Origin of the sequence: Streptomyces tatrensis (genome assembly GCF_049310065.1) — a bacterium.
Lineage (GTDB): Bacteria > Actinomycetota > Actinomycetes > Streptomycetales > Streptomycetaceae > Streptomyces.
The window spans coordinates 66,648-90,309 of record NZ_JBMDLB010000005.1; the positions used below are offsets into that span (position 1 = coordinate 66,648).

Consider the following 23,662-nt stretch of genomic DNA (forward strand, 5'->3'; position numbering starts at 1 on the left):
TTCAATGCACGCCGCTCGGGCAGATCGTTTCATCCGGCGAAGGTCCTGCGATCGACGGATCAGTCGGCGACGGATCACCGGTGGCGGGTCACTTGGCGGCGACCGGGCCGCGCATCAGGCCGCTCATCCACTTCAGGTCGCCGGTGAACAAGGTGTCCGTGTACTTGTACCCGTCGTGGCCGCCATCGAAGGACGTCACCCGGGTGTCTATCGGCCCCTTGGTGACGTCCTTGCGGAGCTTCTCGACCCCGGCGGTTTCCTGCTTCCCCTCCTTCGTGCCCATGAGGAAGGAGATGTGGACCTTGGGGCCGCCCTTCTTGATCAGCTGCTCGGCCAGCCAGGACGGGCTGTTCTCCTGCTTCTCCTTCGGGTGGCCGTTCCACAGCGGCGAGTCGGGTGCCGCGTCCGGCCCGCCCGCGATCGCCACGCTGAACCGGTCGGGATGCTGGAGCACCATCTTCATCCCCACGTACCCTCCGGAGGAGGAGCCGAAGAAGCCCCAGCCCTTCGGGTCGGCGTAGGTACGGAAGTTCTCCCGCACCAGGTCGGGCACGTCGTCCGATATCCAGGTGCCCATCTTGGGCCGTCCCGGTATGTCGCTGCCGTCGTAGTAGGTGTCCTTGTCGGCGTTCAGGACCGGCATGATCACGATGAACGGGAGGCTCTCGCCCTTGTCGGCGGCCGCCCCCATCCGCTCCTGTAGCTGGAACTCCTTGGAGAAGAAGTAGTTCGTCGGATAGCCCACGGCGCCCGGCAGCGCCATCAGGACCGGGAAGGCGCTGTTCTTGTACTCGGGCTGGCCGTACTGCTTCGGCACCCAGGCCCACACCCGGCCAGTGAAGCCGGACTTCGACCCCGTCAGGTCGGTGCGCACCACCCGGGTCCCGTCCGGCAGCTCCCGCTGCGTCGTCCACTCACGCGGACGGGTCGGCATCCGGACGTCGCCGGTGTTCTCCTTCGGCTTCGCGGACTGCCCGGAATCCTTCGGCGCGAAGGAGACGGGGTCGCCCGCACTGGAGCAGCCGGACAGCGCGGCGACGACGGACAGGACGAGAGCCGCGCAGAGCGTGGCGGGACGGTACTTCACTCGGGCTCCGGGGCAGACGGACGGATCTCGGACGGGCCTCGAACGGATCTCGCAGGTATAGATCGATACAGCGACATTTCGGTTCCCTCAAACCGGAGCGAATAGGGCCGAAGGCCTCTGGAGCGTCGGAGCGGTCCGTTCCACAATCGACCTCACACTCTGGGAGGTCACCATGCTTTCCTCATCCCTCACCCGGATCTCCGCGCTCGCGCCTGAGGACCGCGCCCGGCTCACCTCACTGAGCCACGAGACCGGATTCCCCGCAGGCACCCACCTGTTCAACGAGCGGCACCGCGCCGATCGGTTCTGGATCGTACGGACCGGCTCCGTCGCCCTCGACCTGCACGTGCCCGGCCGCCGGGCTGCCCCGATCGAGAGCCTCGGGCCCGGAGACCTGCTCGGGCTGTCCTGGCTGTACCGGCCGCACGCGTGGCAGCTGGGCGCGGAGGCCGCGACACCTGTGCGCGCGTGGGAGTTCGACGCGCGGGTCGTCCGGGCGGAGATGGACGCCGACCCGCAGTTCGGCGCGGCCGTCGGCCACTGGGTGGGCCAGGTGAGGGCCCACCGGATGCACACGGCCCGGGTCCGGCTGCTCGACCTTTACGGCCCGTACGGCAGCGGCAGCGCGGTGCGCACCCGGTTCTGACCACGGCGGGGAGCTGGGCGCGCGCCCGCGCACCCGCCTCCGGTCAGCCATCCTTCGCCGCGCTCGCGACCAGTTCGGCGGCCCCGCGCTGGGCGCCGTCGAGCAGGCCCGCCTTCGCGTAGGCCTGCTGCTGCGCGGCGATCTGGGCCCCGTCCGGCTTGAGGTCGGGGCTCCAGCCGTACGGGGAGGTGGCGCGCAGCACCGCGACGTCCTGGCCGGTGGCCTTGGCCAGGATGGCGAGGACGTCCTCGCGGGTGGCTCCGCCGTTCTGCAGGTCGGCCGAGGCCTTGCGCAGGGCGGTGAGGAACTTCCGGGCGGCGGGCGTGGCGTCGAAGCCGCCGCCGAAGACCGCGCCGCTCGCCGTCGTGCCCTGCGGCGGGATGGCGAGGGGGTGCCCGACGCCCTTCTCCTCCATGGCGGTGGTGAAGGGGGCTGGGGCCATCGCGGCGCTGACCGCGCCGTTGGCGAGGGCGCCCTGCATGTCGGGGATGGCGACGTTGACGACGGTGACGTCGTCGATGCCGAGCCCGGCCTGCCCGAGCGTGGCCGCCAGCTGGTAGCCACCGGCCGCTCCGGCGCCACCGGCCACGGCCACCTTGTGGCCGCGCAGATCCTCCGGCCTGGTCAGCTCGCCAGAGTCCACCAGCTTCTTCGCCACCTCCAGCGTGGTCGGTGAGGGGGAGGCGCCGGTGGAGGCACCCATGGAGGCGGCGATCTTCACGTCCAGGCCCTTGGCGGCGGCGTTGAACAGTCCGGCCGAGAATCCGGCCGCGACCACTTCGACCTTGCCCGCCCCGGCGAGCGGTACCGCGTCCTGGCCGGTCTTGACCTTCTGGAGCTGGACGTCGAGGCCCTCGTCCTTGAAGTACCCCTTCGCCTCGGCCACGTAGAGCGGGGCGAACAGGGTGGAGGGGACGTGGGCGACCCTCACCACCGGGGCGGCGGAGGACCCGGCGGACGGCGCACCGGCGCCCGCCGTGCAGGCGGTGCCGGCGGCGAGGGCGAGTACCGCGAGGGCGGCGGGGAGCAGACGGCGACGCACGGAGGCGGTCCTTCCTTACAGGGGGGGGCAGCGAGGGGGCGGGCGGTGGAGATCAGCGCGCGCCCGCGCGCCACGGCATGACCAGCCGTTCGGCGGCGAGCAGGAGCAGCGAGAAGGCGGTGCCGAGCAGGGCCACGGCGAGGATGCCCGCGTACATGCGCTCGGGCTGGAAGAGCGTCCAGGAGTTCCAGATGAGGTAGCCGAGCCCGCTCTCGGAGGCGACGAACTCGACAGCGACGACGACCACCACGCCGAGCCCGGCGGCCGTGCGCAGCCCCGTCATGATCACGGGCGCGGCGCCGGGCAGCAGCACGGCGCGGAGCAGCCGCAGGCCGCGGGCGCCGTAGGAGCGGGCGGTTTCCACCATGCGCGGGTCGATCTGGCTGACCCCGGCGAGGGTGTTGATCTGGAGGACGAAGAAGACGGTGATGGCGACCGAGAGCACCTTCGGGGTCTCGGAGAGCCCGAAGACGAGCAGGAGCAGCGGGAGCACCGCCACCTTCGGTACGGAGTACAGCGCGGTGAAGAGAGGGGTGAGGGCGGCGCGGACGTACCGGGAGACGCCCATGGCGAACCCGGCGGCGACGCCCGCGACGGCCCCGAGCGCGTATCCGGAGAACAGCCGGGTCACGGTGGCGCCCGCGTGGCCGCCGAGCTCGCCAGAGGCCACCAGGCCCGCCGCGCAGGCGGCGGTCCGGGAGGGGGCGGGGAAGAGCATCGGGTCGACGAGCGCCAGCCGGGCGGCGCACTCCCAGGCCGCCAGCAGCCCCACGGGCACGGCGGTGCCGAGCAGGACGGCCGTCCGGGCCCGGCGGCGTACCCTCCGGGTCTCGGCTGCTACGGCCTCGGCGGCGCCCGAGCCCCCGCCCCCGCCCCCGGCGGACAGCAGGGGTTCGGGAAGGCGTTCAGGCGCGGCTGCGGGGCGGCTCATCGCCGCGGTCCCGCGCTGGCGGCGTCCCGGCGACCCGCAGAACCGGGCACCTCAGAACCGGGCGCCTCGGGACGGTCCGCGCAGTCCTCGCGGGCCCGGCGTTCCGGACGGGGCGGCTGGTCCCCGCCCTGCCCCGGACTGGCCTGTTCGGCGGCGGTGCCGCTCAGGCTGCTCCACACCCGGGCCCGCAGCGCGGCAAACGCGGCCGTGTCCTGGACGCCGGACGGGCGCGGGCGGGGCAGCGGGACGGGGAAGGAGTCGACGAAGCCGCCGGGCCGTTCGGACATGACGAGCACCCGCTCGCCGAGCAGCAGGGCCTCGTCGAGGGAGTGGGTGACGAGCACGACGGTCTTCTTCTCCTCCTGCCAGAGCTCCAGCAGGTGTTCCTGCATCAGCCGACGGGTCTGCGGGTCGAGGGCGCCCAGCGGCTCGTCCATCAGCAGCAGCGGGCTGCCGGAGGCGTAGGCGCGGGCGACGGCCAGCCGTTGGCGCATGCCGCCGGACAACTGGTGAGGGTAGGCGTCGGCGAAGTCTGTGAGGCCGGTGCGGGCGAGCCAGTGCGCGGCCCGCTCCTCAGCGGCGCGGCGCCGCACCCCGGCCATGCGCAGGCCGAAGGCGGCGTTGGCGCGCACCGTCAGCCAGGGCAGCACTCCGCAGTCCTGGAAGACGAAGGCGGCGGCGGGCCGCCCGTCCCGCGAGCGGGCCGGGACGAGCAGGCCCGACGACGGGGTGACCAGGCCACCGAGCATCCGCAGCAGGGTCGACTTGCCGCAGCCGGAGGGCCCGACGACGCAGACGAACTCTCCTTCGTTGACGGTTAGGGAGACGTCGCGGAGCACGTGGACCGCCTCGCCGCCGGGGGTGACGAAGTAGTGGTCGACGTGCTCCGCCCGGAACACGGGTGGCGGGTCGGGGCGCGTCGCGGAGGCGTTCATCGCCGCAAGCTACCAACCGGACCGGGCGGTCTTCTTCCGTCTTTCGGCCCCACTGAGTCGCCGAAGGATGACGAACGGACCGGAGGAAAGGAAAGGAAAGAAAGGAAGGGAAGGGAAGGGAGATCGTCCGGCTCAGGGCGCGAGTCGTTCCAGGGAAGCGCGGGTGGCCGGGCCGTAGCGGCCGGGCGGATCGGCGGCGACGGCCGCAGCGACGGCGGACCACTGCTGGAACTTGCGCACCGCCGCCGTCGTGTCCTCGTCGTAGGACCCGAACCGGTGGCCGTGGTAGAGGCCGATGGAGTAGAGCTTGCGCTGCATCAGCGTCACCGACTGCCCCTCGTCACCCGGCCCGAGCGTGTCCGCCGTGGCACCGGAACCGGAGCCGGAGCTCTGCCCGCCCGTCGGCTCCCCCGCCGGTTCGGCGGTGGGCGACGGGTGGGCCGGGCCCGGCGTCCGGGTCGGCCCGGCGGACAGGTCGCTGTGCGCGGCCGGACCGGGGGCCGGAGACGGAGTCGCGGGCCCCGCGCCCTCGGTGGCGGCCCGGCGGGGCCCCGGCGCCCCGCCGGGCCGGGTCGGTGAGTGCGCGGAACCCGTCGCTGCCCACGGCGACGGCGATGAGGACGACGGCGACGACGATCGCGGCCGCGAGGACGACCGCGCGCAGTGGGAGCCGCGGCCGCGGGGGCCGGCGGCGGCTGGGCAGGCGGACGGTGTCGAGCACCAGCGGCGTCGTCCCGGCCCGCTCGTCCCGGGGCGCACCCCCTGGTCCCATGGGGGTTTCCATGGGACCAGTCTTGCCGAACCGCCCTTAGCGGTGATCCAAAAAAACCTTAAATATCCTTAAATCGGCACCGGGAAAAGGACATATGACGGAAGGTGAATATCCGGCCATCCTCAGTCGACATCCATGCGACGAAACACCGGTATCGTACGGACCAAAGAAGACACACTTCGGCCCGTGCGGGCCCGGCGGGTGAATTCCTGTCACTCCGCTACGCCGGGAAGACGAGAGGCCCCCGCCGTGGAGCACCCGAGCCGCAATCATTCCGCCCACCACTTCACCTACGGCTGGACGGGCGACACTCCCGTGTACGACCGTACCGTCGCTGACCTGGGCGATCCCAGGGTCGATTCGGTCGTTCCCGGAGAACTCCTCCTCACTTGGGAGGAACACCTTGGATATCTTCCGGTGCAGCCGTAAGGCCGCCCGCAAGACTTTCCACACGACCGGCACATCGGGACTTTGGTCCCGGCCGCGACGAGGCCAACGGCCCCTTTCTGTCCCGGCCCGGTCTGCTCTAATTCTGACAATGCCCAAGACCCCAGCCGGAATACGGTCCCTGCCGCGCGCGTGCCGCTACATCGCACCCTCGGTGGCCCTCTGGAGCGCTTGGAACTGGCTGGGCCACATGCCCGGCGGCCTCCTGTTCTCCGACCGGCCGGCCGTCGCGATGGCCCTGTGCTGTCTGCTCGTCGTCGGCATGGTCCGCTACGCGGGCCGTCCGGTCGTCTTCGCGACGCTCGCCATGGTCGGCCACCTGCTCGCCGACACCCCGGTGATCCTCTCCGTGGCCCTGTACGCGGCTGGGGTCCGGGTACAGGGCCGGCGCACTCTGGCCGCCCTCGCCGTGGCGGGAGCCCTGGTCTCGATCGCCACGCCGGTCATCGGCTACCTCTCCTTCGACGCGCGGCAGGCCCTCGTGGACCTCGCGCTCACCCTGGGACCGCTGTTCGCGGGGCGCGCGTGGGGCAACCACGAGCGGGCCGCCGCCGAGGCCCGGGAACGCGCCCGGGAGCTGGAGTGCGCCCAAGCCGCCCTGGTGGAGCGGGCGGAGGCGCGGGAGCGGTCCCGGGTCGCCCGCGACCTGCACGACATCGTCGCCCACCGAGTGAGCGACATCGTGCTGGCCGCCAACGCCCTCGACGCCACCTCCCGCGCCACCCTGACCCCGGCGGCGGCCCGCACCGTCGACCGGATCCGGGACAGCGGACAGCGCGCCCTGGAGGAGCTGCGCGAAGCGCTGCACCTGGTCCCGGCCGCCAACCTCGCCTGCCCGGCCGAGCGAGTCCCCGAGCTGGTCGCCCATGCCCGGCGGGGCGGCCTGGACGTGACGCTGCATCAGGAGGGGCACGCCGAGGTGCTGCCCACACCGCTCCAGCTGGCCGCGTACCGGGTGATCCAGGAGTCGCTGACGAACGTGACGAAGCACGCGGTGGGCGGGGCGGTGACGGTCCGGGTCGTCTGCGACGTCGAGGGGATACGGGTGGAGGTGCGCGACACCGGCGGCGTGCGGCTGCCCGACCGTACCCTGCCCAGCGGCGGCAACGGGCTGGCCGGGCTGGCCGAACGGGTGGGGCTGCTGGGGGGCACCTTCGCGGCCGGCCCGGACGGCGACGGCTTCGCGGTGACCGCCGCCGTCCCGCACCGCCCCGCGCGAACGCCAGCCGACCCGACCGACCCGTACAGCCAGACCGACCCGGCCCCCGGCCGCTCCTCACATCCCCTGCGGTCCGAGCCGGTTGACGAACCGGGCGAGCTGCACCCGGCTGGCCAGGCCCAGCTTCCCGAAGAGCCGGCCCACGTGGTTCTTGACCGTCGCTTCGGTGACGCCGAGCCGCTCGCCGATGGCCGCGTTGGTCAGACCGAGCGCGATCAGCCGCAGCACGGAACGCTCACGGTCCGTGAGCGTGGCCAGGAGTCCGAGGTCCTCCGCCGAGGCGGAGTCGTCCTCGCGCAGGGAGTCGAGCAGGGTCCGGGTCACCACGGGGTGGAGCACGGAGTGCCCGGCGCGGGCCGCCCGGATGCCCTCCAGCAGGTCGTCGACCGCCATGTCCTTCAGCAGGAAGCCGGACACCCCGAGGGCGAGGGCCTCGCGCACCCGGGAATCGTCGTGGAAGGCCGTCATGATGAGCACCCGCGGCGGCTCGGGCGCCGCCAGCAACCGCCGGGCGACGACGAGTCCGTCCTCGTCGGGCAGGACCAGGTCGACGAGGACGACGTCCGGCCGGGTCCGCGCCGCTTCGGCCGTGGCCGCCGCCGCGTCGCGGGCGACGGCCACCACCTCCATGTCCCCGGCGGAGCCAATGATCTGTTCCAGGCCCGCCGCGGTGATGACGTTGTCCTCGATGACCAGCACTCTGATCAGCAACAGCGGGCTCCCGACGATCACGGCGTACCGTCAACGTAACCCCCGGCCGCCCCGTACCGGCCCCCTCCTCCTTCCCCTTCCTCGCCCCTCCCCCCGTTCGGAGCAGCACGCGATGATCACGGTCCTGCCGGTCAGCGGCGATCACGAGCTGCGCGCGGTCCTGCGGCACGGTCTGCGACAGGCCGCCGACGTCAACCTGATCGGAGAGGCCTGGGACGAGACCACCGCCCGGGAGCGGATCCGCGTCCTGCTGCCGGACGTCGCGGTCGTGTACGCCGACGCGCGGATCGACGGGTTCGCCCTCACCCGGGAGCTGCGGCGCGTGCCGGGTACGCCGGAGGTCCTCCTCGTCGGCTCGCCGGGTCCGCGCATCGTGGCGGACGCGGTGGCGGCCGGTGCGTCAGGAGTGCTGGCCGTGAGCGCGCTGCACAAGGACCTCGCGCGGGCGGTACGGTACGTCGCGGCGGGGCAAGCGTTCTTCTCGGCGGAGATGACGGCGTACGTCGTCTCCCTCGTCGCCCACCGCCCGCGCGCAGTGCGGCGGCCCTCGGCGGCCGCACTGGAGTCACTGACGGACCGTCAGCACGAGGTGCTGGATCTGCTCGCCGCCGGTCTATCCAACGCGGCGATCGCCGACCGGCTGCACCTGCAGATGGGCACCGTGAAGACGCACGTCAGCGAGATCCTCACCCGCCTCGGCGCGCACAACCGGGTCGAGGCGGCCCGGATGCTCTTCCCCTGACCCCTCTTCACGTACCCGTACCCCGCAGCCAACGGCGACCTTCGGTGGATGCGCCTACACCTTTAGTCGATGAACGGCCCCCGGAGCGCTGCATACGCTGATACGGAGCTCACTCCCCCGCTACGGCGCCCGCTCCCCCAGCCGAATCCAACCCCGAAACCACCCGGAAACCCCCGCCCGGAAACCAGGCCCCCGTGACCCGATCGGCCCCGCTCACCTCCGCCAAGGTCGTCGTCGCCGGTGGATTCGGCGTCGGGAAGACCACCCTGATCGGCAGCGTCTCCGAGACCGTCCCCCTGCGCACCGAGGCCGTCATGACCTCGGCCGCGGCAGACGTGGACGACCTCGCGCGGCTGTCGGACAAGCGGACCACCACGGTGGCCGTGGACTTCGGGCGGGTGACTTTGGAAGACACCCTCGTGCTTTACCTCTTCGGGACTCCAGGACAGGACCGGTTCTGGTTCATGTGGGACGACGTCGTGCGGGAGTCGATCGGCGCGGTGGTCATCGCCGACAGCCGTCGGCTGGCCGACTGCTTTCCGGCCGTCGGCTACTTCGAGGAGAGCGGGGTGCCGTTCGTCGTCGCCCTGAACGGCTTCGACGGGCAGCATCCCTACCGGTCCGTGGAGGTCCGCGGTGCGCTCCGGCTGGCCCCGGAGGTGCCGATCCTGCCGATCGACGCCCGCCGCCGGACCGCCGTCGAGAACGCGCTGGTCCGTACCGTCGAGCATTCGCTGGCGGTCCGGCTCGCCGCCGTCGGCGACGGCCGATGACGGCGGGTGAGCGCTGGGGCCGGTCGGTCCCGGGGCTGTCCACTATCGGACCGGGGTTGACGCCGTTCGGCGTCGGCCGGCGGTCCGATCGGCTGCCACCCTGGGACGCGCCGCCGCCCGCACCACGTACCGAACGCATCACACGCGCGGCACCCGCACCACACCACGGCCGGACCCCGGGCCGGAAGACGTTGGGACCCATGAGCACCTACGCACTGCACCACAGGCGGCTGGGCACCCAGGTGGCGATCGTCCTCCTGCTCCCCCTCTGCCTGGCACTCGGGCTCGCGGTGACCGTCGTGCGGGACGCGGTGGAGCACCACCACGACACGGTCGTCACCGAACGCCGCGCCTACCTCGCGATGGCGGCCACGGCCGTCACCCGCGGCCTGGAAAACGAGCGCGGCGCGCTCGCCCTGGCCGGGGGAAAGGTCACCGACCAGGTCAACCGGCGCCGCCAGGAGACCGACGGGGCCATCGAGAAGTTCCACGAGGACGCCAAGCCCAGCGCTGCCGACCGCACCCTCGCACCCCGCCTCGCCCGCGCCCGCACGGCGCTGAACGGGCTGACCACCGCGCGCGCGGCCGACCTCACCCGGCCCGCCGGACTGCCGGAGGCGGTCGCCGCCTACCACGACGCCGTCGAAGCGCTAGGCTCCCTGGCCTTCGCCCCCGCGGACGGCACCACCCCGCAGGCCACCGACGCGGCCCGGGCCGTGCGCGCGCTGGCCGCGGGCACCGCCGCGCTGTCCGCGCAGCGCGCCCTGATCGACGGCGCACCCGACACGACCGCCCTGTCCGAGAAGGACATCGCCTTCCTCGCCCAGCAGGACGGCCAGCGGCGCTACGCGGCGCGGGAGTTCCGGGCTACCGCCGACGCCCTCGCCGGGCCCGGGCAGAGCGCCACCGCGATCGACGACGGCTGCCTGGCGGCGCCGCTCGCCCGCACCGCCGACGGCAAACGGCCCGCCCGCGCCGAGTGGGGCGGCTGCGCCACCCGCGTCCTGGACCGGATGCACGAGGTCTCCTCGTCCCTGCTGGAACAGTCGCTGCGAGCGGCGTCCGCCGCCCGGGCGCACGCCTGGGAGGCGCTGCTCACGCTCGTGGCGCTGGTGGCCTGCGCCGTACTGGTGTCCGCGGGCGTCGCGGTGCTCGTCGCGCGGCGCCTGGTGCGCCGCCTCCAGCGGCTGCGGCGGGCCGCGCTCAAGGCCCAGCACGAACTTCCCGCCCTGGTCGCCCGGGTGTCCCGCGCCCCCGACCCGGGCGCGCTGGCCCTCGACGTGACCCCGGTGGACCTCGGCGCCACCGACGAGGTCGGGGACGTGACCCGGGCCTTCGACGCCGTGGTGCGCGAAGCCGTCACGCAGACCTGCCGCCAGGTGGTGCTGCGCGCTGTCGTCCACGAGCGGCTCGCCGCCATGTCGCTGCGCTCGCACGTCCTGGTCCACCAGCAGTTGGACCTGCTCGGCCGCCTCCAGATGTCCGAACGGGACCCCGACGCGCTCGAATCCCTCTTCCGCCTCGACCACCTCGCCAACCGGATGCGGCGGCACGGGGAGAACATGCTGCTGCTCACCGGCGCCGCGCCGGGCCGCGGCCACGGCCGTGACGAACCGTTGGTCGACGTGTTGCGCGCCGCCGCCTCGGAGGTCGACGAGTACACCCGGGCGGTCGTGCGGCTGCCGGTGCCCGCCGTCGCCGTACCGGCCGAGGCGGTCAGCGTGCTGACGCACCTGCTGGCCGAGGTCATCGACAACGCCACCCGGTTCTCCCGGCCGGACCTGCCGGTCGACGTGTCCGCCGAGCAGCAGCCCGGGCAGGGGCTCGTCGTCCGGGTCCGCGACGAGGGCACCGGCATCCCCCGGGAGCGGCTCGACGCCCTCAACATGCTTCTCCAGGGCGCCCCGTCCGCCGACTGGATGGAGTCGGAGCAGATCGGGCTGCACGTCATCGGCAGGCTCGCCGCCCACCTCGGCGCCCGCGTCTGCCTCGACTCGTCGGGCCCGGGCACCACCGTCGCCGTCCACATGCCGGCCGGACTGACGGCGCCGGCCCCGGCAGACCGTCCACTGGAGTGACCCGCATGCCCGCCCACGTCTACCGCCTCGCCCAGAAGAGACTGCGCGCGCTCGGCCGCTGCGACACGCCCTCCCCCCGTCACGACACCCTCCAGGACGCCGCCCTGGCGGTGCTGGTGGGGGCGGCCAGCTGCCTGGCTCTGGGCGCCGTCCACGGGACCGGCCTGTTCCCCGGGTACTGGGCCAGCTCGGCGTGCGCGCTGGTGGCTGCCGGGAGCCTGCTGTGGCGGCGCACACGTCCCGAGCTGTGCGTGCCCGTCGCCCTCGCCGCGACCCTGGCGTCCGACGAGGGCACCGCGCTGATTGCCGCCGTGTACGCGACGGCGGTGTACGGGCGGCGCTGGCGCGGCGCCGTTGTCGGCGCGGCGGCCCTCGGCTACCTGTGCACGCGTCCGCTGGTCGGCGACTTCGTGGACGACGCGCGCTGGCAGGTGTACGTCACCGTCCTCAACTTCGTGGTGCCCGCGCTCTACGGTTTCCTCGTGCGCCGCCAGCGGGAGCTGAAGGAGCGGCTGCGGGAGCGGCTGGCGAGCGCGGAGTCCGCGACCGACAACGCGGCCCGGTTCGCCATCCTGGAGAAGCGCACCCAGCTCGCCTTCGAGATCCACGACACGGTCGGCCACCACGCCACCTACCTGGTGATGCGCGCGGGCGCCGCGCAGCGCAAGAAGGGGCTCACGCCCGAGGTGGCCGCGGAGTTCGGGGCAATCCAGGACGGTGCCATCACGGTGATGCAGGAGCTGCGCGGCGTCATCAACGTGCTGCGTGAGCCGGACGATCCGGACGAGCCGTTGCGCGGGCACCTGAGCTGCAACGAGTTCCTGGAGGGCCTCACCCGCAACATGCGGGCCATCGGCATGGACGCCTCGCACGCGGTCGAGGGCCGGCCGCGCGACCTGGGGCCGCGGGGCGAGTCCCTGCTCTACCGGGTCAGCCGGGAGGCGCTCACCAACGCCGCGAAGTACGCGCCGGGGGCGCCGGTCCGGGTCCGGCTGACGTACGGGCCGGGCACGGTCTCCCTCCGGGTCGTCAACGGGCGGACCTGCGAGCGGCCGGGCGCGTACGGCTCGGGCGGGCTGGGCCTGCGGGGGCTGGCCGAGGCCGTCAAGGCGGTCGGCGGCTGTTTCAACGCGGGGCCCGTGGCCGAGGGCGGGTACAGCATCCAGGCCGTGATCCCGCTGCCGGGGCAGCCCGAAATCTCCGAGAACGAAGGACGCACCTTGTGAGCATCCATGTGGTAATCGTGGACGACCAGGCGATCATCCGGTCTGGCCTGCGGATGATGATCGAATCGGGCGAGGGGTTCGACGTTGTCGGCGAGGCCGTCGACGGAGCCGACGCCATCATCCAGGTGAAGACCCACCGGCCGGACATCGTCCTCATGGACCTGCGGATGCCGCACGTCGACGGCCTCGCCGCGACGCGCAAACTGCTGGAACTGCCGGACCCGCCGCGCGTGCTGGTGCTCAGCACCTACAGCGCCGACGGCCAGGTTCTGGAGGCGCTGGAGGCCGGAGCGAGCGGATTCTTGCTCAAGGACCTGCGCTGCGAGGAGCTGTTCTCCGCCCTGAATGTGGTGGCCACCGGCGGCCACGTCTTCGCCCCCGAGATCCTGCGCAGCCTGGTGCGGCAGGCGATGCGCCGCGTCCCGGTGCGGGTCGACAGCGTCAACGCGAAGGTGGCCTCGCTGAGCGACAGCGAACGCAAGGTGCTGCGGCTCATCGGCATGGGGATGACGAACGAACAGATCGCGCGGGAGCTGCACCTGGCGGGGACGAGCGTGAAGACGTACGTCTCGCGGGCCTTGGCCAAGCTGAAGCTAGAGAACCGCACACAGGCCGCGGTGGTCGCCTACGGCATGGGCCTGACGACGGCGGCGGACGCCGCGGACCGGTAGCCCCGGCCACTCGGCCCGGGGTTGCGGTGGTCAGCGCGGCGCCACGGACACCGTGTGGCGGGCTACGGACCGGCGCCCGCCGCGCCGCGTGCGGGGGCGGCGGCGTGTCGGGCGGGGGGCGTGGCCGATCCGGACCCGGACCTCCGCGCCGCCGAGCACAGAGCGTCCGATGCTCACTTCCCCGCCGGTGGACTCGGCGAGCTTGCGCACGATGTCGAGGCCGAGGCCCGTGGAACCCGGCCGGCCGCCCTCGTTGCCGCGACGCAGCGCCGCCGCTGGATCGGCGATCCCGGGACCGGCGTCCGAGACGAGCACGATCAGCGCGTCGCCGCCGCGGTGCAGGTCGACGGAGAAGCCGGTGCCCTCGGGGGTGTGGCGGAAGACGTTGCCGAGCATCACGTCGAGTGCGGCAGCCAGATCGGCCCGGGCCACTGGTACAGCGGCGGGCTCGTCGGTGCCCGCGACGCGGACCGGGCGTCCTTCGTCCTCGGCCAGCGCAGCCCAGAAGTCGAGGCGTTCGCGCACCACGGCGGCGGCGTCGCAGCCGATGCCGGGGACGGGTCCGGTCCCGGTCCCGGTGCACGGGCGGTGTTCGCGGGCGGTGCGGATGATGGTGTCGACCTCGCTCTCCAGTTTCGCCACCGCTGCGCGCGTCTGCTCGGCCGGCTGGCCGCCGCCCAGCGAGGCCGCGTTCAGCCGCAGCGCCGTGAGCGGGGTGCGCAGGCGGTGCGAGAGGTCGGCGGCGAGTTCCCGTTCCGCCTCCAGCAGGCTGATTACCTGCTCGGCCATCAGGTTGAAGGCCTGGGCCGCGGTGCGTAGTTCCGTCGGGCCCTCCTCCGGGACCCGGGCATCCAACCGTCCCTCGCCCAGCGCGTGCGCGGCTTCGGCCAGCCGTTCGGCGGGGCGCACCATCCGGATGCCGAGCCGGTCGGCTACCACGGCCGAGCCCGCGACGAGCGCGAGGGCGACCCCGGCCAGGACCAGCCAGGCGGTGTGCACCCCACGGGTGAGGTCGCGCGCGGGCACGAACACCTCGACCACCGCCATCCGGGAGGCGCCGAGCGCGGTGGGCTGGAGGATCGCCCACCCGCCGGAGACCTCTACCCGCACCATGCGGCCCTGCTGCTCGGCGGCATCGACGTCCTGCGGCCGGACCCGGGTGCCACCGAGGTCTGCGACCGCGATGCCCGGGACATGCACGGACATCCGGCCTTCGGCCCCGGCCTCTGTGCTGGCCAGGGCTCGGGCGAGCTGCTCGCGTTCGGTGGTGATGGACAGCACCGGACCGATGGCGGCGCTCTGCCGTTCGGCGGCCGAGAACGCCCGGTCGCGGGCCATGTCGCGGACGGTCAGGGCGAGCGGGACGGCGAAGGCGGCGACGACCATAAGAGTGACCGCGAGGCACACTCGTACCAGAGCCCATTTCATGCGCTGTGGGCGCTCGTTCCGAAGCACGCCGTCGTTCCGGGCTCCTCCAGTTTGATGCCGACCCCGCGGACCGTGTGGAGGTAGCGGGGTCGTGCAGCGGTCTCGCCGAGCTTACGGCGCAACCAGGAGAGGTGGACGTCGATGGTCTGGTCGTCCCCGTAGGCCTGGTGCCAAACCTCCGACAGCAGGACCCGCCGGGGGACCACCGCACCCGGGCGGTGGGCGAGGAAGGCCAGCAGGTCGAACTCGCGCCGGGTCAGCTCCAGCATCTGGCCGCCGAGGGCCGCCCTCCGACGGATGGGGTCGATCCGCAGTTCGCCCACGGTGATGAGGGCCGGTTCCTCGACCTGGCCGTCTTCGGACGAGGACCGGCCGGCCCGGCGCAGGACGGCGGAGAGCCGCGCGGAGAGCTGTTCGACCGAGAACGGTTTCGTCAGGTAGTCGTCGGCGCCGCGGTTGAGCAGCCGCACGATTTCTGATTCGTCGTCACGGGCGGTAGCGATGATGACGGGAACGTCGGTTATTCCGCGCATCATTTTCAGGACTTCGGAGCCGTCGAGATCAGGCAGGCCGAGATCGAGGATGACGACGTCGATGTCCTGGGCGGTCACCTCACGCAATGCTTCGATTGCCGTTCCGACACTTCGCACCACGTGACCGGATTCAGTCAGATGACGGATGAGGGCCGAGCGCACGAACAGGTCGTCTTCGACTACGAGCACACATGCCATGGCCAGAAGTGTACGTCACGCATTCCTGGTCGCGAACGGCAGCAAAGCTTTGTCAATTTCGGCCCCGACAGCGCAGTTGACCCTGCTCGCGGTCTCCACTTCAGGGCCTCCGCAGTGATTCTCTTTGCGCCGCCCGGAGGGTGCTGGCTACGCTGTCGGAATGCAGAGAGGATTGCTTCGCAGATCCGTATGGCTGCTGGCCATGGGAACAGCCGTCGCGGTTTCCTGGTGGGGCATCCGAAGTGTCATGTCCGGGGCTGCCGACGATCCGCCGCAGGCACTGCTGATCACGGCTGGCTCGCCGTCTTCCGTACCGCCGGCGAAGTCCATGCCGTCCGCCGCCTCTCCCTCGCCGTCGCGCACCCCGGCCGCCTCGGGCTCCGCCGGTGCGAAACCCCCGGAGGGCCCCTCCCCGGATCCGGACGCCCGGCCGGGTGCGAGCGCCCGAACCCCGAGCGCTCCGCAGAGTCCGGGGGCTTCTCCCTCCCCCGCGGTGTCGCCGCCGATCAGCACGCAGTCCCGCGTCACCGAGGGCGGCACCGTCACGCTCGCACTCGGGAAGGACTCCGCCAACCTGGTCACGGCCACGCCCGCGCCCGGCTGGGCCGTGCAGCGCTGGGAGGAGGACAAGTGGATCCGAGTGACCTTCACCCGCGGCTCGAATGCGGTCTCCGTGTTTTGCACCTGGCACGATCACGCGCCACTCATCACCACCGATCCCGCCTGACTTGCCCGCCGGACCGGGCCCGCAGACCGGCCCGGTGCGCGGCCAGTGCCCTGCGGTAGCCCGCGGAGGGCTCGCCTCCACCATCCGGCGCGCGGCCTCCCTGTACGGGGCCATCGGGTACCGGGCTGTCCGGTACGGAGCCTCGCGGTACGGGCCCGGCCGGTTCCAGGACCCGTATCTCCCGCACTCGTTCGCCGCCCGGTGCTGTGGTAATCCGCCGCAGCAGTTCGTCCCCGAGCAGCCTGAGGTGCACGGCGTAAGCCGGGGCATCTGGCAACAGGTCCAGCCTGCCTTCCGCCTCGGCGAATCCCACAGCCCGTACGTGCCGGGCCAGTTCCGCTGCGATCTCGGGCCAGCGGGCGAGTATGTCGTCGGGTCCCCAGTTCGGGGCCCAGGCCCGCTCGGTCACCACGCTGCGCACCACTGCTCCCAGTGGCTCCGGGTCCCGTCCGGCTGCGGGGTCCCTGCCCCGCGGCGCGGTCCGGGCTCCCGGCTCACCGGCTGCCCGGGCCGCCGCGCGGGCGGCCTCCAGAGCAACCTGGGCGAGGTCGGTGGCGAAGCCGCGCGCGAAGGGATCGGCTGGGGCGGTCACGGCCGCCCGCCCCGGGGATCGGTGAGCGTCAGCAGCGAGGTGGCCCGCGCCAGCTCGAGCACGCGCCGCACGAGCGCCTCGCCGTACACCTCGGCGGCCCGCTCGCTGCCCCAGGCCCATACGGCGGAGCGCACCAGCGTGCTGTCGCCCAGCATGAACTCGGCCCAGGCCGTCTCGCGTAGCAGGGCCACTTCGGCGGGAGCGAGCGACTGCCGCCCGCAGCGCTGCCGTGCTGAGGGCGGGGCGGGGCGGAGTCCGATGAGTGGCCGGGGCGCCAGCGCCGCCTCGACCAGGTTCCGTACGGCGCGGGACCGCGGTGGGTTCGGGGCGGGCTGCCAGCTGCGGTGCCGACGCTCGGCGGCGGCCCGGGAGTCGCGCCAGTCCTCGACGGCCGCCGCCCGCTTGTGCGGGGTGTCGAGCAGGGATTCGGCCCCCTTGAGCAGGGTCGCCAGGAGTCCGGAGGGGCGCCGGACGTCGTTGGCCTCGCCACGGGCGTGCAGCCAGGCCAGGACCTCGTCGACGGTCCAGCCGGCGTCGGCGACGTGGCGCACGATCCAGGCGATCCGGGGAGTGGAACAGCCGCCCAGCCAGCCGACCCGGCGGATCAGTTCGGCCGCGAGCCGGAAGCGGCGCCCGACCTCGTTGAGTCGTCCTGGGGTGGTGGCGCTGCGGGGGGAACGCCCGCTGGCGAGTGCTGTCTCAGGGGGCAGGCGAGTATCACCGGTGGGGGAAGTACTTGGAGTAGCGACCCCCATTGGGGTGCAACGGGTGGTGGCCGGACGGCAGCGCGGGCGCCGGGCCGGACGGACGGCCTTGCGCCCCAGCGCGGCCATCTCGGCCCGCCCCGACTCCGCTATCCCAACCGGCCTGCGCCGGGCCCCGGAGCCGACGACGCGGACACCGAGTTCGCGGTCAAAGGCCGCAGGGACGATCCGGACGAACTCGCTCGCACGGCGGCCCTGGGACCGGACCCGGGTGCCCCGCTCGACGTAGGCGAGCAGACCTGCCTGACGGAGCATCTGGAGGTGGTACTGGATACTGCGCTCGCTCAATCCGAGCCGGCGCGAGAGGTGCCCGACCCCGGGACGGCAGGGGGAGAACCGGACGAGTTCGTTCGCGACCCGCACGGTGGTGTCGCCGAAGGCGGGTCCGTGGGTACGGCGGGGGCGGTAGTGCCCGCCGCCGGCGACCCAGTGCACGGCCTGCATCCAGCCGTAGCCGTCCGAGGCGATCCGGCCCGTCGTGGTCGACAGCCACTGCCCGGGTTCGGGTGTCCACAACAGGCCCTCCGCGCGGGCGGTCCCGGGCGCGCTCACCGGGCCGCTTCCCGGTGAGCAGCGGCCGTCAGACGCGCGGGGCGGTGGACCGTCCGCCCGGCTGACGATGACCGAAAGGTGGCATGCCGGACACGTCCTGATTGAAAAATGGCATGGCGGTGGTGCAAAATGATGAAGCCTTCTCGTACGACGAGAGCAGGGCGAAGCCGACTCTCGTACTTTCTCCTCGGGTGTTCGGCAGGAACGGTTCGAATGCCGAGACGACCGGGCGCAATCCGGTCGTCGGATTCCTTCGGAAGGCCTGCGAAGCCTTCCGAAGACCTGGGACGCCGGGCGGGTGACTGCGAACACCTCCACCACGGCGTTTCCCCAACGGCTGAGCCGTCGTAGGTCTACGTCATTTCGGCCTCCCCGTCACCAGAGGGGCCGAAATGACGTAGGGCCCCGTGAGCGGTACGACGATCCCCGCCCTCACCGCGCGGACCCGGAATTCCCGCCACGCCGCCGACGCGAGGCCAGTGCGGCCACCGCGTCGGGCAACTGGGACGCCCACAGCCCCACCGGGATGCGGAATGCGGAGCGCCCGCCCAGGTATTTGAGGTCGAAGGAGGCCCGCTGGTCGGGCGAGGTCACCAGGTGGACAGAGTCGTCCAGCACCCACAGCGCGGTTTCTGAGGTGGTGGTGGGGTCGGCCGCGGCCCGCCGGGCGGCGTCGACCGCCGACTGCTGCCACAACTCCAGTTCCTGGCGAGCGCTGCGCGGGCGACGCGTACCGGGCCAGACGATCTGGCAGACGAAGGCGTAGACGCGCAACGCCACGATGTCTTCCTCGAAATGCGGCTCACTGAGCACGCCCTGGTCCCGGGCCTTCCAGGCCCACGATTCGCTGAGCCCCGCGGCAGCAGCAACAGCACTGCTACTGAGCTTTCCACTGGGCAGGGACATAGGGCGGCACCTCCGTCACACGTCTGTTGGCCAGCGTGAACAGGATGATAACGCAGAAAGAGATGAACTCTCGCGTCACTAGAAGCGCGCATGCCAGGCCAATCCGCGGCACCTCTGGGAAGGCCTGAAAAATCATCACCAAGAGCGTCTAAATTAATTCCAGGATCTAATGCCACAAGGAATTACGATGCGCGGAGAACATCGATGGAACACTCGTTTGACAGATCGTTTGTAACAGCGTTGCAGTCATCGTTGCAGCCATGGGCAAATCACGGAAGGGGCGCACGCAAGGCCTCTCCCTTCCCCGGGTCAGCCCCTCGCGACGGGCCTCTGCAACGGGCCTTCTGCTTCCAGTGCGTCAAGGAAGATTTCGATCCCGGCGGAGACCACCTGCGTGCCACGCCGCCCGAAGTCCGCCTCCTGGAGCTGAATCTTTAGTCCGGAGGCCAGCGCGTACGTGTGCCGACCGACCCGGTATGTGGACGGCTGGGTCCGTTCCTGGTCCCAGAGGTGGCTGGTGCCGAATTCCTCGGCCATGGCGATGAGCGCGCCGACGTCACCCGGCATATGTCGCAGGGCTGCGTCCACATAGTGCCCGATGGCCAGGTGCGGGTTACCGGTGGTGCGTCGGTCGCGATTGACCCGTGCCTTGAGCCGGCCGAGTACCTCGGGCGCGATGCGGAAACCGTGCGCGCGCCACTGGGAGGAGCGGAGTTTGGCATCGGCGTAACTCGTGTGCACGGCGCCGTGCGCCCACGGCCCGGTCGGCCCGGCGACCGGTGCACCGAGCTCCGCGTCACCCGGTACGAACGGCACAGCGGCCAACGCGGGTGCGGCGGCCGCCGCACCCGCGGGCTCGCGCTCCGGGGCCGGCGCCGCGGCCCGGACCTGTTCTCCGGTCGGGGACGGGACGGGGGCGTGTTCGCCGGAGCCCAGGAACGAGCGTCCGGCCACCGCGTCCGCCCCGGCCAGCAAGTCCTTGACCAGGGAGCTGCCCTGGATCCGGAAGTAGGCCGGGGGGCGCCGCTTGCCCCGAGCCTCCCGGCCGGGAGGCGGCGTCTCAGACATGGGGCACATCGCCCTCGATGCGATGCGGCGTCTCCCACTCGTGCGGGGACTGCCCCATCCTGCGGAGGATCTGGACCATCAGCTCGCCGTACATCTTGCCGGGCGTGTGGCTGGCATAGCGGACAACGGCGGGAACACCGAAGGCGAACGAGTCGCTGATGCGGTTGTCCACGCGGATGTCCGTCCGAAAGGGAGCCAGGTCGGTGTCGAGCATGCCGTTACGGATGTTGACCTCCTGCATCTTCCACTTCGACGGCGGATTCGACCGGTTGATGATCGCTCCGAGGTACTGGGGGTCACACTCGCCTCCGGTGCGGTCCTTCACGTAGCGCACGGTGCCGCGGGTGGCCGCCGCCCCCTTGAGCGCCGGGTACTCGGGCACGCACACGGTGAGCACGTAGTCGGCGGCGGCCAGCGCGGTGGCCGACATCGACGTCACGGCGGGTGGGGTGTCGATCACCACGAAGTCGAATTCGGAGGCGACCTCCAGGAGCATCCGCCGCAGCACGGGGGTCGCCTGGTACCCCTTCTTATGGATCAGATCCTGGGCCGCCGTCATCGTGGACTCCTCGCAGGCCAGCAGGTGCAGCGAACCGGCCCCCTCGAAGTCGGCGAGCAGTTCGCTGCGGTCGAACCAGATGGCGGGCAGGTCCATGCGCATACCCTGGAGCCGGCCCTGGATGACCCAGCCCAGCGAGCGGGCGAGCTGGTCCTCGCTAGAGAGGTTCAGACCGAGCGCCGTGCCCGCCTGAGCCTGTGGATCGAGATCGACGACGAGGACCCGTTGCCCGGCCAGGGCCAAGCCCGCGCCCAGGTTGACGGTCGAGCTCGTCTTGCCGACGCCGCCCTTCTGCGTCGCCACGGAGATGATCTTCACAAACGCCCTCTGTGGTCGGCGGCGCGCTGCTTCGCACCCTTGTCACGAGACCGAGGCGGCGCCACATTTCCTGTCCGCTCTCTGGGATCACGCATGTTCCGCGCCTCGTTCGCTACGAATGGGTTCGTGATCTTCCAGTGTCACGGGAATAATAGAAGGACCATAACAGCAGCCGCTCACCTTCTCCGGCGGCAGGGGGCCTTCTCGTTAATTCGCAGTACGACCCGGGCAAACATTGGCCATATTCACGATATTCGCCCCGCCGGGCCAGTAAGAGGCGTCTGGCCCTTGCGGATCGGCGGCGGACCCGGTAGCACGCAGGACTCCGGGACCAAAGTACCGTCCTCTACGGGAACTTAGACCCTCGGCGAATTCTTTCCTCCCGGCACACATGCCGGACCTGCTGCCTTTCATGTGCCGCAGGTCCGTGCGCTCCGCCGTCCGGTCACCCCGTGCGCCTCCGGACTGTCGTCATGCGGCCAGAGCGGTCCACCAATGGCCCGAACTGCCCATACCGAAGGAAAGGCGCGAGTGTCCGAAAAAGGACACTGCGACTGAATACGCCGGGCCCATTCAGTATCAACTCAGGAATCCAGGACCTACGGCCCTTCCCAAGATCTCGAAACTGGCATCACCCTGTAAGGGAATTCCATCAGCTCGCCCGATTTCTGGGAGGACGAATAGTGTGCAACGAGCCCCCCGGCCGGCAGAACGGCACCAACGGGGCCGGCCGATGAGCGGCCCCGCAGTCGGCGCGCGGCGACGATCGGGACCGGGTCCCCGCTACCAGAGCGTCGCGGACGCTCTCCAGCAGTCGCGCGCCCCCGCCCCTACTGTCGGGGAGATCGCCCGCCTCTACGGGGTCTCCCTCACCACCGCGCAGTTCGCCCGGCGGGCACTGCACACCCGGCAGGGCGCCGCGCGCCGCCGGGTCGTCAGCATGCCCGCGGTGGTCCTGGCCCACGGCGACGGCCTGCTGTGGCACCGGGTCGCCGCCGACCTCCAGCGCCGGATCGGCTCCGGCCGGATCAGTCCGCAGATCCCACCGCGCGCGCGGCTGGCCGCCGAGTACGGGGTGAGCGTGCACACCGTGAACAGGGCCGTCGGCGAGCTTGTCTCGGAGGGCCTGCTGCACATCGCGCGGGGCGCAACCTGGGTGGCTCCGCATCACCGGGCACCGTACGAGCCCTGACGGGGGAACCGGCGGTCACCCGTCGCACGGCGCGTCGCCGCCGGCTGCCAGGGCCCGTACCGCCCTGGCCACCTCCGGCGTGTGCACGGCGAACGCCCCCAGGTCGGTGGCACGGGCGTATCCGGGACGGTGCCGGTACTCCCCCAGCCGGGCCAGCGCGGCGGCCCCGTAGTAGCTGTCCCCCGCACGGTCCGGGTCCGGTGGCACGGGCAGCAGTGGTACACCCTCGGCAACAGCGGGGAGTGTCTGTTCAAACAGCGCGTGGCAGGCCCGTATCCCGCGCAGCATGACCTGGTGGAAGCGATCCTCGGGCCCGATAGTGAAACGGCGCTCGGCGAGCACGGGCCCGGTGTCGATACCCGCGTCGATCTCGTGCAGCGTGGCCCCGTACGCGGGGTCGCCGTGCAGCAGCGCGAACAGGACCGCGACGGACGGGATGCCGCGGTGCGCGGGAAGCAGGCCGTTGTGGAGGCGTCGTCAACTTGGTGGGGTGTTGAACGGTCAGTTCCGGATCAGGACGTGTCAGCCGGCGATACCCGTCCGAAGTCAGCCGATGGTGGGCACGCCGGTGACCGTGTTCCAGACGGTGAAGCGGTGAGCCATCTCCTGTCGGTAGTCACGGGCTGTCATCAGGTGGCGGCGGGGCCGGAAGTGGGGCGAGATGAAGCTGAATGCCCCCAGGAAGCGTTGCGCGGCTCCGGCGGAACGGAAGTACTTCATTGACCGTTCTCGCTCGCGGGTGGGTTGGTGGGAGTTCTCGGCCCGGTTGTTCAAGCCCTTGTGCGAGCGGTGCTCGACCGAGGGCATCGTCTCGCGCAGGGCCGCCCCGTAGGAGCGGAGCTTGTCGGTGACCACCACCCGGGGTACCGAGGCGGTCTTCTTGCGCAGCTTCTTGAAGAACCGCCTGGCCGCAGCCGCATCCCGGCGGGACTGGACCAGGATGTCCAGGACGTTGCCGTCGGCGTCGACGGCCCGCCACAGGTACTTGCGCTCGCCGCGGATCCTGATGAAGACCTCGTCCAGGTGCCACTTGTCGTCCGGGGCCGGGCGGCGGTGCCGCAGCCCCCGGGCGTACTCGGGGCCGAAGGTGATCGACCACTGCCGGATCGTCTCGTGGGTGACCTCGATCCCGCGCTCGAGCATCAGCTCCTCGATGTCGCGCAGGCTCAGGGTGAACCGGTGGTACAGCCACACGCAGTGACCGATGATGTCCGCGGGATAGCGGTAGCCCCGGTACGACGATGTCTCCACGAACGACCCCTCCCCAGCGGCGATCAACCTGATGATCATGCCGGAGGGAGGGTCCCCCGCTCAACCTGACAACGCCCCAGAAACGGACTTAACGACCTCTCAGACAGAGGCAAGCTCAGGAACTGGCGGATCTTCCAGCACGCCCTCTGCAGCCTCAACTGGCACACCGCGACGGCTACCGCTGGGAGTGTCACTGGCCAGACCAGCGGCGGCGTGGCGCTCTGTTGCGCAGGAATGCCCATTGTACGTTATGTCTGCTTCCAGCCGATATGTGGATGTTGTCCACATGCACTC

At 71.7% G+C, this 23,662-nt stretch carries 24 protein-coding genes and 1 pseudogene; 9 read left to right on the forward strand and 16 right to left on the reverse strand.

Annotated elements, in window-relative coordinates:
* Positions 1-88 precede the first annotated feature (88 nt).
* The gene (locus tag ACODT5_RS01885) at positions 89-1,087 is read right to left on the reverse strand and encodes an alpha/beta hydrolase (protein WP_422517399.1); all 999 of its coding nucleotides are present in this window, start codon (positions 1,085-1,087) and stop codon (positions 89-91) included.
* Between the two features lie 172 nt (positions 1,088-1,259).
* On the opposite strand from ACODT5_RS01885, the gene ACODT5_RS01890 reads away from it, so the two are divergent.
* On the forward strand, positions 1,260-1,733 hold the full coding sequence (locus ACODT5_RS01890) for a Crp/Fnr family transcriptional regulator (protein ID WP_422517400.1): 474 nt from the start codon (positions 1,260-1,262) through the stop codon (positions 1,731-1,733).
* Positions 1,734-1,776: 43 nt separating this feature from the next.
* Here the strand turns inward: ACODT5_RS01890 and ACODT5_RS01895 are convergent, their stop codons facing one another.
* From ACODT5_RS01895 to ACODT5_RS01915, 5 genes are all read right to left on the reverse strand, one after another.
* Positions 1,777-2,775, reverse strand: a complete 999-nt coding sequence (locus ACODT5_RS01895; RefSeq protein ID WP_422517401.1) for an ABC transporter substrate-binding protein — start codon at positions 2,773-2,775, stop codon at positions 1,777-1,779.
* Between the two features lie 52 nt (positions 2,776-2,827).
* A complete protein-coding gene (locus ACODT5_RS01900; protein ID WP_422517402.1) occupies positions 2,828-3,706 on the reverse strand; it encodes an ABC transporter permease in 879 nt (292 codons plus the stop codon).
* Entirely contained in the window at positions 3,703-4,641 is a 939-nt protein-coding gene (locus ACODT5_RS01905) for an ABC transporter ATP-binding protein (protein WP_422517403.1), read from the reverse strand. Before ACODT5_RS01905 ends, ACODT5_RS01900 begins: the two co-directional genes overlap by 4 nt.
* 132 nt (positions 4,642-4,773) lie before the next feature.
* Positions 4,774-4,968 carry a peptidoglycan-binding domain-containing protein gene (locus tag ACODT5_RS01910; RefSeq protein WP_422517404.1) on the reverse strand — a complete coding sequence of 65 codons (195 nt, stop codon included), beginning with the start codon at positions 4,966-4,968 and terminating at the stop codon, positions 4,774-4,776.
* A 13-nt stretch (positions 4,969-4,981) separates the two neighbouring features.
* Positions 4,982-5,425, reverse strand: coding sequence for a hypothetical protein (locus ACODT5_RS01915; RefSeq protein ID WP_422517405.1), 444 nt, complete (start codon positions 5,423-5,425; stop codon positions 4,982-4,984).
* Positions 5,426-6,167: 742 nt separating this feature from the next.
* On the opposite strand from ACODT5_RS01915, the pseudogene ACODT5_RS01920 reads away from it, so the two are divergent.
* Positions 6,168-6,659, forward strand: a pseudogene (locus ACODT5_RS01920) (histidine kinase); the annotation flags it as partial.
* A 477-nt stretch (positions 6,660-7,136) separates the two neighbouring features.
* On the opposite strand, the gene ACODT5_RS01925 reads toward ACODT5_RS01920, so the two are convergent.
* Positions 7,137-7,811: a response regulator gene (locus ACODT5_RS01925; protein WP_422517623.1), complete on the reverse strand. Its 675-nt coding sequence runs from the start codon at positions 7,809-7,811 to the stop codon at positions 7,137-7,139.
* Between the two features lie 91 nt (positions 7,812-7,902).
* Here ACODT5_RS01925 and ACODT5_RS01930 point away from each other — a divergent pair, with 91 nt between their 5' ends.
* From ACODT5_RS01930 to ACODT5_RS01950, 5 genes are all read left to right on the forward strand, one after another.
* Complete coding sequence (locus tag ACODT5_RS01930) at positions 7,903-8,532, forward strand: LuxR C-terminal-related transcriptional regulator (protein ID WP_422517406.1); 630 nt, start codon at positions 7,903-7,905, stop codon at positions 8,530-8,532.
* Between the two features lie 194 nt (positions 8,533-8,726).
* Positions 8,727-9,305 carry a GTP-binding protein gene (locus ACODT5_RS01935; protein ID WP_422517407.1) on the forward strand — a complete coding sequence of 193 codons (579 nt, stop codon included), beginning with the start codon at positions 8,727-8,729 and terminating at the stop codon, positions 9,303-9,305.
* A gap of 200 nt (positions 9,306-9,505) precedes the next feature.
* The gene (locus ACODT5_RS01940; RefSeq protein ID WP_422517408.1) at positions 9,506-11,383 is read left to right on the forward strand and encodes a sensor histidine kinase; all 1,878 of its coding nucleotides are present in this window, start codon (positions 9,506-9,508) and stop codon (positions 11,381-11,383) included.
* A gap of 5 nt (positions 11,384-11,388) precedes the next feature.
* Positions 11,389-12,609, forward strand: coding sequence for a sensor histidine kinase (locus ACODT5_RS01945; protein WP_422517409.1), 1,221 nt, complete (start codon positions 11,389-11,391; stop codon positions 12,607-12,609).
* Positions 12,606-13,280 (forward strand): response regulator, encoded by a 675-nt coding sequence (locus ACODT5_RS01950; RefSeq protein ID WP_422517410.1) that lies wholly within the window; start codon positions 12,606-12,608, stop codon positions 13,278-13,280. Before ACODT5_RS01945 ends, ACODT5_RS01950 begins: the two co-directional genes overlap by 4 nt.
* 30 nt (positions 13,281-13,310) lie before the next feature.
* On the opposite strand, the gene ACODT5_RS01955 is transcribed toward ACODT5_RS01950, so the two are convergent.
* Positions 13,311-14,708, reverse strand: coding sequence for a sensor histidine kinase (locus ACODT5_RS01955; RefSeq protein WP_422517411.1), 1,398 nt, complete (start codon positions 14,706-14,708; stop codon positions 13,311-13,313).
* Positions 14,705-15,439, reverse strand: coding sequence for a response regulator transcription factor (locus tag ACODT5_RS01960; protein ID WP_422517412.1), 735 nt, complete (start codon positions 15,437-15,439; stop codon positions 14,705-14,707). The genes ACODT5_RS01955 and ACODT5_RS01960 overlap by 4 nt, the downstream gene beginning before the upstream one ends.
* Positions 15,440-15,686: 247 nt before the next feature.
* Here ACODT5_RS01960 and ACODT5_RS01965 point away from each other — a divergent pair, with 247 nt between their 5' ends.
* Positions 15,687-16,166, forward strand: a complete 480-nt coding sequence (locus ACODT5_RS01965; protein WP_422517413.1) for a hypothetical protein — start codon at positions 15,687-15,689, stop codon at positions 16,164-16,166.
* On the opposite strand, the gene ACODT5_RS01970 is transcribed toward ACODT5_RS01965, so the two are convergent.
* The 5 genes from ACODT5_RS01970 to ACODT5_RS01990 form a co-directional block, all read right to left on the reverse strand.
* Positions 16,147-16,758: a DciA family protein gene (locus ACODT5_RS01970; RefSeq protein ID WP_422517414.1), complete on the reverse strand. Its 612-nt coding sequence runs from the start codon at positions 16,756-16,758 to the stop codon at positions 16,147-16,149. The two genes, ACODT5_RS01965 and ACODT5_RS01970, sit on opposite strands and share 20 nt — an antisense overlap.
* Positions 16,755-18,074 carry a helix-turn-helix domain-containing protein gene (locus ACODT5_RS01975; RefSeq protein WP_422517415.1) on the reverse strand — a complete coding sequence of 440 codons (1,320 nt, stop codon included), beginning with the start codon at positions 18,072-18,074 and terminating at the stop codon, positions 16,755-16,757. Before ACODT5_RS01975 ends, ACODT5_RS01970 begins: the two co-directional genes overlap by 4 nt.
* A gap of 432 nt (positions 18,075-18,506) precedes the next feature.
* Entirely contained in the window at positions 18,507-18,980 is a 474-nt protein-coding gene (locus ACODT5_RS01980; RefSeq protein ID WP_422517416.1) for a hypothetical protein, read from the reverse strand.
* Positions 18,981-19,289: 309 nt separating this feature from the next.
* On the reverse strand, positions 19,290-20,048 hold the full coding sequence (locus ACODT5_RS01985) for a hypothetical protein (RefSeq protein ID WP_422517417.1): 759 nt from the start codon (positions 20,046-20,048) through the stop codon (positions 19,290-19,292).
* Positions 20,041-20,910 (reverse strand): ParA family protein, encoded by an 870-nt coding sequence (locus ACODT5_RS01990; protein ID WP_422517418.1) that lies wholly within the window; start codon positions 20,908-20,910, stop codon positions 20,041-20,043. The genes ACODT5_RS01985 and ACODT5_RS01990 overlap by 8 nt, the downstream gene beginning before the upstream one ends.
* Positions 20,911-21,658: 748 nt before the next feature.
* Between ACODT5_RS01990 and ACODT5_RS01995 the strand changes: the two genes are divergently transcribed.
* Complete coding sequence (locus ACODT5_RS01995) at positions 21,659-22,117, forward strand: GntR family transcriptional regulator (protein WP_422517419.1); 459 nt, start codon at positions 21,659-21,661, stop codon at positions 22,115-22,117.
* Between the two features lie 15 nt (positions 22,118-22,132).
* On the opposite strand, the gene ACODT5_RS02000 is transcribed toward ACODT5_RS01995, so the two are convergent.
* Positions 22,133-22,576 (reverse strand): formyltransferase family protein, encoded by a 444-nt coding sequence (locus ACODT5_RS02000; protein ID WP_422517624.1) that lies wholly within the window; start codon positions 22,574-22,576, stop codon positions 22,133-22,135.
* 87 nt (positions 22,577-22,663) lie between these two features.
* Positions 22,664-23,407, reverse strand: coding sequence for an IS6 family transposase (locus ACODT5_RS02005; protein WP_422517420.1), 744 nt, complete (start codon positions 23,405-23,407; stop codon positions 22,664-22,666).
* Positions 23,408-23,662 lie beyond the last annotated feature (255 nt).

Coding starts and splice junctions, on each gene's coding strand:
- ACODT5_RS01890 (WP_422517400.1), top strand. CDS start 1,260: ATGCTTTCCTCATCCCTCACCCGGATCTCCGCGCTCGCGCCTGAGGAC.
- ACODT5_RS01900 (WP_422517402.1), bottom strand. CDS start 3,706: ATGAGCCGCCCCGCAGCCGCGCCTGAACGCCTTCCCGAACCCCTGCTG.
- ACODT5_RS01905 (WP_422517403.1), bottom strand. CDS start 4,641: ATGAACGCCTCCGCGACGCGCCCCGACCCGCCACCCGTGTTCCGGGCG.
- ACODT5_RS01915 (WP_422517405.1), bottom strand. CDS start 5,425: ATGGAAACCCCCATGGGACCAGGGGGTGCGCCCCGGGACGAGCGGGCC.
- ACODT5_RS01930 (WP_422517406.1), top strand. CDS start 7,903: ATGATCACGGTCCTGCCGGTCAGCGGCGATCACGAGCTGCGCGCGGTC.
- ACODT5_RS01940 (WP_422517408.1), top strand. CDS start 9,506: ATGAGCACCTACGCACTGCACCACAGGCGGCTGGGCACCCAGGTGGCG.
- ACODT5_RS01945 (WP_422517409.1), top strand. CDS start 11,389: ATGCCCGCCCACGTCTACCGCCTCGCCCAGAAGAGACTGCGCGCGCTC.
- ACODT5_RS01955 (WP_422517411.1), bottom strand. CDS start 14,708: ATGAAATGGGCTCTGGTACGAGTGTGCCTCGCGGTCACTCTTATGGTC.
- ACODT5_RS01960 (WP_422517412.1), bottom strand. CDS start 15,439: ATGGCATGTGTGCTCGTAGTCGAAGACGACCTGTTCGTGCGCTCGGCC.
- ACODT5_RS01965 (WP_422517413.1), top strand. CDS start 15,687: ATGTCCGGGGCTGCCGACGATCCGCCGCAGGCACTGCTGATCACGGCT.
- ACODT5_RS01980 (WP_422517416.1), bottom strand. CDS start 18,980: ATGTCCCTGCCCAGTGGAAAGCTCAGTAGCAGTGCTGTTGCTGCTGCC.
- ACODT5_RS01985 (WP_422517417.1), bottom strand. CDS start 20,048: ATGTCTGAGACGCCGCCTCCCGGCCGGGAGGCTCGGGGCAAGCGGCGC.
- ACODT5_RS01995 (WP_422517419.1), top strand. CDS start 21,659: ATGAGCGGCCCCGCAGTCGGCGCGCGGCGACGATCGGGACCGGGTCCC.
- ACODT5_RS02005 (WP_422517420.1), bottom strand. CDS start 23,407: ATGATCATCAGGTTGATCGCCGCTGGGGAGGGGTCGTTCGTGGAGACA.